At 71.6% G+C, this 12,372-nt stretch carries 10 protein-coding genes; 5 read left to right on the forward strand and 5 right to left on the reverse strand.

All coding sequences use genetic code 11. The features are described from left to right. Positions 1 to 13 precede the first annotated feature (13 nt). Positions 14 to 802, reverse strand: a complete 789-nt coding sequence (locus ABT063_RS03250) for an FHA domain-containing protein (protein WP_351055359.1) — start codon at positions 800 to 802, stop codon at positions 14 to 16. 164 nt (positions 803 to 966) lie between these two features. Here ABT063_RS03250 and ABT063_RS03255 point away from each other — a divergent pair, with 164 nt between their 5' ends. Next, positions 967 to 1,488, forward strand: a complete 522-nt coding sequence (locus ABT063_RS03255) for a hypothetical protein (protein WP_351055360.1) — start codon at positions 967 to 969, stop codon at positions 1,486 to 1,488. A 731-nt stretch (positions 1,489 to 2,219) separates the two neighbouring features. On the opposite strand, the gene ABT063_RS03260 is transcribed toward ABT063_RS03255, so the two are convergent. Then, positions 2,220 to 2,564 (reverse strand): STAS domain-containing protein, encoded by a 345-nt coding sequence (locus tag ABT063_RS03260; RefSeq protein WP_351055361.1) that lies wholly within the window; start codon positions 2,562 to 2,564, stop codon positions 2,220 to 2,222. Positions 2,565 to 2,591: 27 nt separating this feature from the next. After that, complete coding sequence (locus tag ABT063_RS03265; protein WP_351055362.1) at positions 2,592 to 4,040, reverse strand: tetratricopeptide repeat protein; 1,449 nt, start codon at positions 4,038 to 4,040, stop codon at positions 2,592 to 2,594. 373 nt (positions 4,041 to 4,413) lie between these two features. Here ABT063_RS03265 and ABT063_RS03270 point away from each other — a divergent pair, with 373 nt between their 5' ends. The 4 genes from ABT063_RS03270 to ABT063_RS03285 all read left to right on the forward strand — a co-directional run bounded on the left by ABT063_RS03270 (position 4,414) and on the right by ABT063_RS03285 (position 10,339). Beyond that, positions 4,414 to 5,805 (forward strand): Tat pathway signal sequence domain protein, encoded by a 1,392-nt coding sequence (locus ABT063_RS03270; protein ID WP_351055363.1) that lies wholly within the window; start codon positions 4,414 to 4,416, stop codon positions 5,803 to 5,805. A gap of 100 nt (positions 5,806 to 5,905) precedes the next feature. Then, on the forward strand, positions 5,906 to 6,268 hold the full coding sequence (locus ABT063_RS03275) for a hypothetical protein (RefSeq protein ID WP_351055364.1): 363 nt from the start codon (positions 5,906 to 5,908) through the stop codon (positions 6,266 to 6,268). 4 nt (positions 6,269 to 6,272) lie between these two features. Further along, positions 6,273 to 8,978 (forward strand): vWA domain-containing protein, encoded by a 2,706-nt coding sequence (locus tag ABT063_RS03280; RefSeq protein ID WP_351055365.1) that lies wholly within the window; start codon positions 6,273 to 6,275, stop codon positions 8,976 to 8,978. After that, a complete protein-coding gene (locus ABT063_RS03285; protein ID WP_351055366.1) occupies positions 8,978 to 10,339 on the forward strand; it encodes an extracellular solute-binding protein in 1,362 nt (453 codons plus the stop codon). Before ABT063_RS03280 ends, ABT063_RS03285 begins: the two co-directional genes overlap by 1 nt. Positions 10,340 to 10,431: 92 nt before the next feature. Here ABT063_RS03285 and ABT063_RS03290 read toward each other — a convergent pair whose 3' ends face one another. Next, on the reverse strand, positions 10,432 to 11,436 hold the full coding sequence (locus tag ABT063_RS03290) for an MASE1 domain-containing protein (RefSeq protein ID WP_351055367.1): 1,005 nt from the start codon (positions 11,434 to 11,436) through the stop codon (positions 10,432 to 10,434). Between the two features lie 58 nt (positions 11,437 to 11,494). After that, complete coding sequence (locus ABT063_RS03295; protein WP_351055368.1) at positions 11,495 to 12,325, reverse strand: PP2C family protein-serine/threonine phosphatase; 831 nt, start codon at positions 12,323 to 12,325, stop codon at positions 11,495 to 11,497. Positions 12,326 to 12,372: the final 47 nt, after the last annotated feature.

Genomic DNA, 12,372 nt, shown 5'->3' on the forward strand with positions numbered 1-12,372 from the left:
TGCGGCGGACGCCTCAGGGGCCGGGGTCCGGCCAGGCGGTGTCGTCCTCCATCAGGTCCAGGTCCGGTGGTACGAGCGTCGTGGACTCCACCAACCCCTTGAGCAGGTTGTGCAACAGGCCGTTGTCGGCGGGGCGGCCCTGCGACTTGTCGTGCATCAGTTGGTATCGGAAGCCGGTGCGGTCCAGGCGGCGGCGTACGGCCTCGATCCGGTACTCGACCTTGCGCTCGTTCCAGTTGTCGTCCGGGCGGAGGTACGCGAGCTGCTTGGCGGCCATGGCGTACGTCAGGGGTCGCGGGTCCTCCTCGTACAGCAGGTACCGCTGACCGAGCACGACCAGCAGCAGCCGCTCGTCGTCATCGAGCGCCCAGATCTCCGGCCGTACGGTCTCGGCGCGCCGGCGCGACACCGGGCCCTGGTCGTCGTGGCCCGTCACGTACAGCTCGACGAGGTGTTCCCGGTAGCCCGAGCCCTTCACGAACAGCGGGGTGTAGCCGGTGGCGAGCGGGATCGGCTCGGTGGTCATGTGCATCATCCGGCCGCGCGGCAGCCGTACGAGCTGCTGCCCTGTGTTGCGCAGCCACCAATGCCCCTGGCGGTACGTCAGCTCCCCGTGGCGTCGGCTCACCCGCAGGTCGTCCACGCCGACGCCCAGGTCCACCTCCGGCTTCTCGCCGCGGCCGAAGCAGATCGTCAGGCCCTGCCGGGGCGGGGCGCTGAGGTCGCCCGTGACGGTGCGGGCGTGCAGGGTGCCGGGCGTGGTGGGCGCGACACCGCGCGCGAGGCTGGCGGAGAGGGGCATCGCTGGTCTCCTCGGTTCGTGGCATTCTCGGGGCGCGTACGGCGCACTCCCCAGGGTCCGCGTTCGCTCCGGGACCCCTCCCCAAAACGAGTCCGTATAAAAGGGCATGCCCCGTCGCCGTGGGTCAACGGCGCCAGCAGGCGTACGAGTTGAGGGGTTGACGTATGAGCGGGGACAGGGGCCGGGGCGGCGTCACGGTGGTGCCGGCGCTGATGGTGGTTCTCACCGTCTGCGGCCTGATGGTGGTTCTCACCGGCTGCGGAGGGAGCGGCGGCCAGGACGACGGCCCCGAGGAGGGGGCGGGGCCGTCGTCCACGAGTACGCCGTCGAGGGCGAGCGGCGCGGGCACGCCGGCGAAGACCGAGCAGCCGTCCTCGCCCTCGTCCCCGGCCACGAGTGGAGCGACCGCGGCCGACGGCACCGATGTCGGCGCCTGCTTCGACGGACGCTGCGACGTCGCCGTGTCGAAGCCCATGACCCTCAAGGTCGACAGCCGGTTCGGCGTCGGCGAACTCCGGATCACGAAGATCACTGACGATTCCGTGGTGCTCCAGTCCTCGGGCCCCGGCACCTTCCTGAGCGCCTCGGTCGGCGAAGGCGGCACCGGCGGCCTGAACGCTCTCGGCTTCCGCGTGAAGTCCCTGAACGGTGGTACGGCGGTGCTGGAGTTCTTCCCCAAGGCCTGACTCGCCGGGAAGGGCATCCTCGGGCAGGTGTACGAGTGGCACAGGCCTTCCTCCGTCGCTCCGGTGTCTACTCGGCCCGGGCCCCGGCGAGGCCGCCGTGACGTACTCCATGACCAGCCAGGACATCATCCGCCGCGGCCGGCCGGCCGGAGCGCCGTCGAGCGGGGCCTGCGCGTCATGAGCCGGTTCCTGCTCCTCGTCAACCGGTTCCTGTCCGTCGTCGGGCAGGGTGAGTACATCGTGCAGGGTGACCACATGGGTGTGGCTGAGGTGGGGGGCACGGCCCTCGGCACTCAGCCGGTCGTAACCGCCGGGGCGGGCGTCGGTGGTGTGCAGCCGTTTGAGGACCACGTCTCGCGGAAGCAGCAGGTCACGGGCGAGCCACACCTCGCCCGTTCCCCCCGTGAAGGGGCCTTGCGTCAGCCGGTGGCGTTCACCGACCGTCGTGCCCTGGCGCACCCGTTTCCCCTCAGCCGTTGCTCCGGATCACCTCGGCCGAACCTACTGGCCGAGCGGAACCTCGTACGGCGCCTTCACGGGATGTTCCCGATCCACCGCTCGGCGAGGCCGTCAGGAGCCTGGTCAGCAGGTCGTCGAGCCCGCACACCCGCCCGGCACGGCGGGACCGCCGCACGGCTGTTCCGGGGGCGAGACGGCCGGGCGGGCCGATGACACGCCGCGCCGGTGAAGGTGGCGTGGGAGCCGCTGCCCGCCCTGTGCGGGACCGGGCGTCACGCCCACTCCGCCCACGCGGCTGCCACTTCGGCGTGCCAGGTGATGCGCGGGTCCTGGTCGAGTGCTGCGCGGATCCGCTCCGGTGCGCCGATGAGGTGGAGCCGCCCCGTGGCACCGAGGGCGAACGCCTCTCGTACCGCCTCGACGGTCATGCCGTCGGCGCAGCTCAGTTCGCGCAGGTCGAGGTAGAGCTCATGGTGCCCGCGGTCGATGCGGGCGCCGAGCTCGTGACGCAGGCGTCGGCCCGTGTCGGCGCCGAGCGTGCCGCTGACGGCGAGCCACGCATGGGACGGAGTCTGCGCCAGGTCACGGACCCTGATGATCACAGTCGGGGGAGGCAATCCCGGTTCACCCGTCCACGTCGCCGCTCACCGGACGACCAGTGACCGGAACGCATCCCGCACGTTTGACTTGGACTCCGTGACATACCTGTTCGACGGCGGGGTGTCGGAGTCGCCGTAGGAGAAGTACGAAATGACCGCGGGGCAACTCGAGCCGCTGATCTGGATCTTGCGGTTGGTGACGAGCTTGCCGGTGCGCAGCTCGTAGACCTTCACCGGGATCGCGATCTTGTGGAAGCTCACGTAGGTGAGGGCACCGGAGTCCCTGTCCCGGTACGGGCACGTCTCGACGGAGGTTCCGAAGTCCTCCTCCCCCATGCAGACCACCAGGACTGCGTTGGCGGGGTCGTTGGCCTTCCAGGAGCCGGGGAGCTTGCCGGTGTAGTCGTCGCCGTACGTGTCGTTGTCGCCGTAGAACAGCGCGCGGTTGGTGCCCTTGCCCATGGGCTTGGCGCCGCTGTACTTCGCCGGCTTGGAGCAGTACTCGGGCTGGGTGTCGGTCCCTCCCGCGAGCAGGTGACGGACGTTGGCCAGCTCGATGTTCAGCGCGGCTTTCCTGGCTCCCTTCCGGGCCTGGTCCGCGAGGTCGCCGCCGGGGTACTGGTCGAGCAGCCGCTCGTAGTGCGTCCGGGCCTCCTGCCAGCTGCTGTCCGCCATGAGGTCGTCACCGCATCCGACGAGCGCGGCCGGCTCGGTCCGCCTGATCGTGTCGGCGGACCGGTCGAGTACGTCGTGGCTCCGCTTCCGGTCGCGGAGCCAGTCGGTGACGGTGACCGTGTCGCAGGGGTCCTCGGCGGGCAGGGTGCCGAGGAATCCGTTCAAGGTCGCCTGGACCGTCTTCTCGTTGCCGGGTTCCGCGAGGACCGAGGCGAGTGTGCCGAAGCCCGCCTCCAGGGCATCGGTGTCCCCGCTCAGCGCGGTGGCCAGCTCGATGCGGGCCGTCTGCAGCCGATCGCACGCCTGTACGGTCTCGTCGCCGCGGGCGGTCAGCGGGGCGTCGGCGATGCGGTGCCCGAACCACACCCTGTCCTGGGCGCTCACCACCTGCGCGCAATCGCCGCTTTCGCGGGCCTCGGTGACGCTCCGCTGGATCCTGGAGGCGTCGAATCGCAGGAGCCCCACAGTCAGCAGCACCACCAACGTGATGCCGAGCGCGACCAGGCGCTGACTGCGCACGGCAACCCGGACGGCGCCTCTGCGCGCCAGGAACCAGCCGTGGGCGACGACGGCCGCCCACCACACGAGCACGGCTACCTCGTACGACGACGAGGCGGTCGAGACGAGCCTCGAGACGAGTACGACGGTGACGGCAACAGCCGCGACGGCGAGCCTGCGCCGCCGCAGCATCAGGTAACCGACGCCGAGCAGGGAGGCGTTGCCGAGGGCGACGGCCAGCGGGTCGTGCGCCCTGGCCTGGGGAGGCGGGAACTCCGGCATGGCGGGTACGGCGGGCACAGCGGGCGTGGAGTCACTCATCCTGATCTCCCCCGGGCGCGGAACGGGTGTGGTGCCCGCATTGTTCGGCCGCGCCTGCGGGACCCCTCCCGAGTCCTGCGAAGGCATCCGCCGTGGGCCGACGGCAGACTCCGGTCACCGCCCTGCGACTCACCGGCCGACCAGTCCGTGTCGGTGGCTACGAGTCTCAGTCCCGCGAAGATGTCTGCGTGTCCCGGGCCCCCGGTCCCTTCCCCTCTCCCCCTTCCTCCCCAAGTGCCGCTCACGTTCCGGACGTTGACCCGGACCCCACCCCACAGCACAATGAGCGCGCATACATGAGAGCGCTCTCACACTCGCCATGCTTCCACCTCCCGCACCCGTGACCCGCGGCCCGCGACTTCCAAGGAGACCCATGACCGGCAGCCAAGGCCCGGTGTTCAGCCGCCGTGCGCTCATCGGGACCGGACTCGGTGTCGGCGCAGCGGCCCTTGCCGCGGCCGGCTCCGGCGTGGCGCAGGCGGTGCAACGCCCGTCCGCCGGCACCGCCTCTGCCCAGCGCCGGGCGTATGCCTTCCTCGCCTCGGCGATGGACGCCTATCCGGATCACGGCACTGTCCGGCTGGCCCAGAGCTACACCGACCAGGCCGGCCTGTTCAGCACGGCGTTCACCTACGACAACGCCCTCGTGATCCTGGCCTGTCTCGCGTCCCGCACCGAGGACGGCCGGTCCCGGGGCATGGCGCTCGGTGACGCGCTGCTCTACGCCCAGGCCCATGACCCGGTGTACGACGACGGCAGGCTGCGTCAGGCCTACAACGTCGGGCCGTACACCTTCTTCGACGGTTCGCCGCAGCCGGACGGCTTCGTGCGAGCGGACGGCACGGCCAACGTCGGCGCTCAGTTCGGCTTCACCGGCACCGCCGTGGGTGACATGGCCTGGGCCGGCATCGCGCTGAGCGCACTCGCCCGCCGGACCGGGGAGCGCCGCTTCCTCACCGGCGCCGTACGGATCGGCGAGTGGATCGAGCGCGTCGGCCGTACCGAAGAACCCCTCGGCGGCTACAAGTTCGGGGTCAACGGCGCCAACGAGAAACTGCCGTTCACCTCCACCGAGCACAACACCGACTTGGTCTGCCTCTTCGGACGGCTCGCCCGGCTCACCGGGGACCGGGTGTGGCGGGAGCGGCGCGCGCGTGCAGAGGCCTTCGTCAAGAACATGTGGGAGCCGGACGGGGGCTTCTTCTACACCGGTACCAACGACGGCGTGACGGTCAACAAGTCGCCGATCCCCGAGGACACCCAGACCTGGACCCACCTCGCCCTCGCCTCCCCCGCCCATTCCCGGTCGCTGGACTGGGCCGCGACCGAACTGGCCGTCCTGGACACGGCCGACCGACGCAACAGCACCGTGCCTGCGGGCCAGTCGTACGAAGGGGTCACCTTCAGTTCCGCCGGTCTCCTGGCGAACGAGGAAGCCCCGATCGCCGAGTTCCAGCCCAAGCCCAACCGCAACGGCGTGTGGTTCGAGGGAACGGCGCACCTCGCGCTCGCCCTGCGGGACCGGCACGCCCGCGGTGACGAGGCACGCGCCCGGCGGCTGATCGCCTCCATCGAGCGGGCCCAGGATCTGCTCGGCGTCGGCCAGAGCATCGGGGGCGGCGCGGTGGCCGAGAAATCCGGGGTCGTCTCGGCGAGCAGCCCGCTCGACACCGGTTTCGGGTTCGGCTACTACCCCTACCGGCACGCGGGGGCCACCGCCTGGTATCTGCTGGCGGCGGCACGCGCCAACCCCCTGCGGGTCTGAGGACAACCGGCGCGGGCGCCCGCGCGCGGCCGTAAGAGTGCGCCGAGGGCGGCTTCCAGACCCTCCCCTGTTCGCAACCTCGGTGCCATGATGGTGAGTTATGGCTGAGGGGGACGAAGTGACGGGCCGTGGCATCCGGGTGCGGTTGGAGGGGGACGCCACCGAGAGCGACGTCGGCGCCCTGCGCAAATGGCTGGAGCGGGAGAAACCACTCGACGAACAGGTCCGCGCGGGCCGGCTGCAGATTCACGAACGGAGCCGGGGGGACGAGACCGGGGCCCCGATGGGTGCCGCCATGGAGATCGTCGTGGCGCTGACCGGGGGCGCCGCGTCCGTCGTCTTCATGGAGCTGCTGGACCAGGTCAAGCGGGCCGTGGAGGCCTGGCGGGCCAATCGCAGCGAGGTGGAGGACGGCGAGCCTCCCGAGGCTCGCGTCGACACTGTGGACCCCGACGACAGGTAGCCCGGTGACCGGTTTCGACCCGCGTGGGCTGGTGAACCGGGCGCTGCTGGTCGGGGTGTCCGAGTACGACCTCACGGAGCCGCCGCACGGTGCGCCCGGCGACCTGCCCGCCGTCAAGCACAACGTGAACCGGCTCCGCGACGTGCTGCAGCGTGGGCGCGTGTTCGGGGAGCACGAGATCACCGTCTCCCGGTCGCCGTCCCTGGACGACTTCAGCCGCGCCCTGCGCACCGCCGTCGGCGAGGCCGAGGGGCTGCTGCTGTTGTACTTCGCCGGGCACGGCGCGATCCCCAGCGCGGGCGACGAGTTGTTCCTGCAGATGCGCAACGCGAGTGTCGTCGCGGGCGGGCACGCGGTCTTCCCCGGCGCGGAGATGTTCACCACCGTGCTGACGGTGCTCGCCACCAGTCCCGCCCGGCGCATCGTGGTGATCCTCGACTGCTGCTTCGCGGGCAACGCCGCCTGGCTGTGGGAGACCTTCCGCGACAAGCGGCGCGTGCTGCTGCTGATGAGCGTGCAGGCCAACCACCGTACCGACGCGGGCGATCCGCGGACGCCGACTCCGTTCACCGAGGAGCTCCTGCGCCTCCTCGACACCGACGAGGAGGCGTGGTTCCAGGACCTCGCGGACCGACAGCGGGAACGGATGGCGGCGGCCCGTCACCGGACCGTGCGCGGCGAACCCTGGGAACCGCAGAGCCGGACGGAGCCGACGGAGGACGTACTGCTGTCGGCGCGTGCGACCCGGCCGGCGACCGGCGGACCGAAGGACACGGCAGGACCGCCGGTGCCGGTGTCATCGGACGGCGGGGAGCAGCCGGGCACACCGACAGGGCGCGCCCCGAGGAAACCGGCCGGAGACGGGCTGCGGAAGCGGGCAACACGTCCGGCTCCGCCGCCCCGCGGCCGGGCGGCCCCGCTCGCGCTCCTCCACACCTGCGCCAAAGCCGCCGGCGCACGGCTTCGGCGCACCCGGCGGCCCGGCCTCGTCCGCCCGGCTCAGCGCCCCCGCCGCCGGGCCACGGCCCCCGCCGTCCTGCTCGTCCTCGCCACCCTGGGTCTCGGCTCGTACGGCGTTGTCGTCCTCGTCGGCGACGACTCCTCCTGCGCGCCTCCCCTGGAGTTACGTGTCCTGACCGACCCCGACCTGGAGCCGACCGTCCGTGCCGCCGCCGGCGCGTATCTGACGTCGGACGAGAACACCACCGGCGAGGGCTGCCGCCGCAGCGGCCTGACCGTCTACAGCGCGGGCGCCGCCGACGCGGTCACCGCGCTGCGCAAGCGGTCCGCCTCCTGGCAGGAGCCGCCCGACGAGCGCACCAACCCGCAGCGCGACGTCGGCCCGCAACCGGACGTGTGGATTCCCGCCTCCCGCGCGGACGTCCCCCGGGTCACCGACGAGCAGGACACGGACGCCGTCGCCACCCTGCACCCGGAGGACGCGCCCCTCGCCTACTCCCCCATCGTGCTCGCCGTGCCCGAGGACCTCGCCGTCGAGTCCCGGAGCGAGCGTGTCGGCCCTCCGCTGATCCGGATGATCGACAGCTTGCGCGAGCGGCACGAGAGCGCCGAAGTGCACCGCCCCGACCCGGAGTTCACGGACACCGGGCTGCTCGCCACGATCGGCCTGTACGGCACCGGCGCCCTCGTGCCCGGCCGCGCGGAACACCGGATCGCACCGGGGCCGCCCTCCCCCACCGCGACCGAGCTGCTGTGCACGCTGCCCGACGACGACGCCGTGGACCGGCGCGCCGCCGCCCTCGTCCCCGAGTTCCTGATGAAGAGCGGCGTCGGCTGCGACAGCACACGGCGCGAACCGCGGATCGCCCAGTACCCGGGCAACGTGCCCGGCCTGGAGCCCGTCTTCGTCCGGGTGCGTTGGCAGGGCGCCGAGCGCGACGCTTCCGCGCGCGACCGTGCGGCCGACGGCTTCCGCACCTGGCTGGCCGGTGAGCGAGGGCGGGAGGTGTTCGCCCGGGCCGGCTTCCGCGAGACCAGCGGCAGCGGCAGCCGGTCGCTGCTGGACACGAGCGAGATCGCCCCCGGGGTGCTGCCCGCGCCCGACGGGCTCGTCGAGCCCGCCGGCCGGGACGCGATGGAGGGGGCACTGGCGAAGTACCGCGGCGCCCACGGGCCCGGCCGGGTCCTCTTCCTGCTCGACAACTCGGGTTCGATGGCCCGTCTGTGGGAGGGTCCCAGCGGCGGCCCCGGTCTGCTCAAACAATCCCTGGGCGGACTCGGCGACGGGGACGAGTACGCCGTGTGGACCGTGTCCGGCACGGGCGACCGACCGCCGTACGCCACCCTGCTGCCCTTCGGTCACCACGCCCGCAGGGACGCCGAGCAGGTCATCGACCGGAACGCCCGGGTGCGCAACGCCGAGGCCGACCCCCGCGCGGCCCTGCTCGCCGCGCTCGAGGACATGGAAGGGCGCGGGGCCGGCGACGAGCGTCCTCAGCTGATCGTGTACATCACCGACGACGAGGACGCGGGCCGGCTGACCGGCGGCGACCTGAACTCCGTGCTGGCACAGGCCCGTTCGGCCCAGGTGCCGGTGACGATGGTGTCGCTGGCGGGCGACGGCTGCGACGAGGACAAGCCGGACACCGCCATCTCCGCGGCGAGCGGCGGCCGCTGCGTGGACGCCGACGAGGACCTCGGCGCCGCTCTGCACGACGAGGTCGCGCGCACCGGCACGGGGGAGGACTGATGGCCCGACGGTTCGCGACGCTGCTGACCCTGCTCCTGGTGGCCGCCTGCGGTGGCGGCGGAAACGGCGCGGCACCGGCGCCCTCCGCCGACGAGCCCGGCACCATCGTGATCGCCAGCGGCCGGGACGTGACCGGCAAGAACGGCGTCCGGCAACAGCTCATCGACGCCTGGAACGCACGCCAGGAGAAGGACGACAGCGGCTACCACGCCCGCCTGGTCGAACTGCCCGGCAGCGCCGACGAACAGCGCAGCCAGCTGCTCGGCGCGCTGCAGTCCGGCAGCGCCGACTACGACGTGGTCAACCTCGACGTGACCTGGGTACCGGAGTTCGCCGCCGCCCACCTGATCCGGCCGCTGCCCGAGACGATGATCGACGGTGATGTCATCGAATCCGTGGCCGGCACGGCGCGGTGGGACGACAAGGTGTACGCGGTGCCGTTCAACGGCGACGTCGGGCTGCTCTACTACCGGACCGACCACCTGCGTCGGGCGAGCGTCCAGCAGACCGACCTGAGCGGCGGAATCGGGTGGGGGCGGCTGGAGAACCTGATCAACATTCTCAACGACGACAAGCCCAAGGGCTACGAGAGAGGCTGGACCACCCAGCTCGACGCCTACGAGGGCCGCACGGTCAACGCCTTCGAGGCGTTCGCGTCGGCGGTGGAGAACTTCTCCCTCACCGACGAGGACGGCCACTACGACGCCACCGTCGAGGACTTGACGGCAGGCATCGCCGAACTTCGCCGCCGCACCGACGAGCCGTACACCCTGCCGGACGCCGACGGCTCCGACGAGGCCGCCTCCCTCGGCGACTTCGCGGACGGCCGCACCACGTTCCTGCGGCACTGGCCGTACGCCTACCGCACGTTGTACCAGTCCTTCACCGACGAGCAGCTCCGCGTGGCCCCGCTGCCCGGCCGGGCCGTGCTCGGCGGCCAGAACCTCGCGGTGACCGGGGCTTCGCAGCGGGCGGACAAGGCCGCCGAGCTGATCGCTTTCCTCACCGGCCGGGAGAGCGAGCGCTGCCTGCTGGACGCGGGCTTCGCGGCCACGCGCAGGTCGGCGTACGTGGACGACGACGTGCGGTGCACGATGACCGACCCGCCCGCTTCCTCCTCCCCCGCCGGCGAGAGCGCCGACCGTATGCCGCGCGACGGGGCGGGCCGCCCCGAGTACGCCCGCCGGATCCTGCTCCCAGCTCTCCAGCAAGCGGTCTCCCGCCCCCGAACCCCGCTCTACGGCGCCTTCACGCAGACGTTCACCGCACAGCTGGGGCCTCTGTTCGGCGAGGACCCGCCGAGCGATGCCGCGCTGGCCGAGAGCCTGGACGCCGGGCTGAGGAAGGCGCTGCCGGACTGAACGCCCGGGGCAGTGCCACCGTTCGGGCCACTGCCTCCAGAGGTGGACCCAAAGCCCCCTCTGTACGGTCCCCGGCCGGGACTCGGAGCCGCTCACTGCTCTTCCGGCTCTCGGCGTGGGCCGTCGGCGTCCTTCGGTGGTCGGGTGTGGGGAGTGTCTCCGGCGGTGAGATGTGCCAGGACCTCGACCAGGTCCTGGCACGCCCGTTCCACCGAGCGTCTGGTGTTGCGCTGCTCGGTGATGACGGCGGACAGCAGCAGCGCGGTCAGGGCCATGGAGCCGTTGAAGGCCTGGAGCTCGATCATCACTTCTACACGGGTCAGCTGTTCGAAGGGGCCGGCCTCGTCCGTCGCCGCGATCGTGGCCGCCGTGGAGGCGAGGAGGGCACACAGGATGCTGCCCCACAGCTGGAAACGCAGCGCGGCCCAGATCAGCAGCGGATAGATCAGGAACAGCAGGCTGACGCGGCTGTACGTGGCCAGCGGAACGAGTCCGCAGGCGATGAGGGCCAGCCCTGAGGCTTCCTTCCATCGGGACAGGGACGGAGGCCAACGTGCCGCGTGGAGCAACAGGAGCAACGGGGTGACGAGCAGGACGCCCATCGCATCGCCCACCCACCAGGCCAGCCAGACCGGCCAGAAGGCGTGCCCGGCGAGCTTGTCCGTGAGGACGAGGAGGCCGACGCCGACCGTCGCGCTGATCAGCATGCTGGCCAGGGCCCCCAGGAACACCAGTGCGACCCCGTCCCGCAGCCGGCTGAGGTCCGTACGGAAACCCACCCTGCGCAGCAGGAGATACGCGCAGACCGGCGCCCCGGTGTTGCCCGCCAGCGTGCCGATCACAGCGGGCCGGAGAGAGGTGATGGACATGACCACCAGAAGGACGCCGAGGGCGATACCGGGCAGGCAACGCATCCCGAAGATCAGCAGGCAGGCCACCGCGAGACCGGTGGGCGGCCAAATGGGCGTGACCACGGCGCCCTCGACCACGAGCTGCCGCACGAGACCCAGCCGCCCCACCGCGAAATAGCAGGCGGCGACCGCCAGTGTCTGAAGGGCGTAGACGGCCGGTCGACGCAGATCCTCGATACCCACCACGGCAGCCATCAGATACCGACGCCGCCGTCTCGGCGAGGCGAAAGGCGCGGGTGTCGCCCTACCGCCGTACGCCGGGTCCCTCGTGGCCGACGACCAGAACGGCCGCGTCGTCCTCGTGTCCCACACGCTCGGCGCCCTTGATCACGGCGGCGGCGAGCGAGTCCGCGTCCATGCCCGCCATGGCGGCGACCCCGGCGAGCCTCACCACCTCGTCGAGCCCTTCGTCGGCGCTCAGTGAGGGTCCCTCCACCACGCCGTCCGTCACCAGGACGAACACTCCCCCGGCGCCGAGCCGGTACCGGGTCACGGGGTAATCCTGCCCCTCGTCGACACCCAGCGGCGGTCCCCCTTCGTCCTCGGCGATGCCGGACTTCCCGTCCGCAGTGGCCCAGACGCCGGGGATGTGTCCGGCCCGCGCGCTTTCCAGCACTCCGGTGGACGGGTCGAGCCGCATGAAGGTGCAGGTCGCGAATAGGTCGGTGCCGAGGGACAGGAGAAGGTCGTTCGTTCGGGAGAGGAGCTCGCCCGGCTCGCTGGTCACGGAGGCGAGCGCGCGCAGTCCGACCCGGACCTGCCCCATGAAGGCGGCGGCCTCGATGTTGTGGCCCTGAACGTCGCCGATGGACAGCCCGATGCGGCCGTCGGGCATCGTGAAGGCGTCGTACCAGTCACCCCCCACGTTGAGTCCCTGAAAGGCGGGTGCGTACTGGACGGCCAAGTGGAACCCGGGGGCGACCGGCATGTCTCCGGGAAGCATGCCGCGCTGCAGGGCGACGGCGAGCTCGACCAGGGAGCGCTGCAGCTCCGCCCGCTCGCGTGCCTGAGCGGTCAGCGCCCCGAGTCTGGCCAGCAGTTCGTCACCGTCGTCTGTGGGGCGCTTGCGGGACATGGACCACTCCGGGAGATTTGCGTCCCTTTGAGTATAAGAAGCAATTT

Source organism: Streptomyces sp. NPDC002838 (assembly GCF_040295365.1).
In the GTDB taxonomy this organism is placed as follows: Bacteria; Actinomycetota; Actinomycetes; order Streptomycetales; family Streptomycetaceae; genus Streptomyces.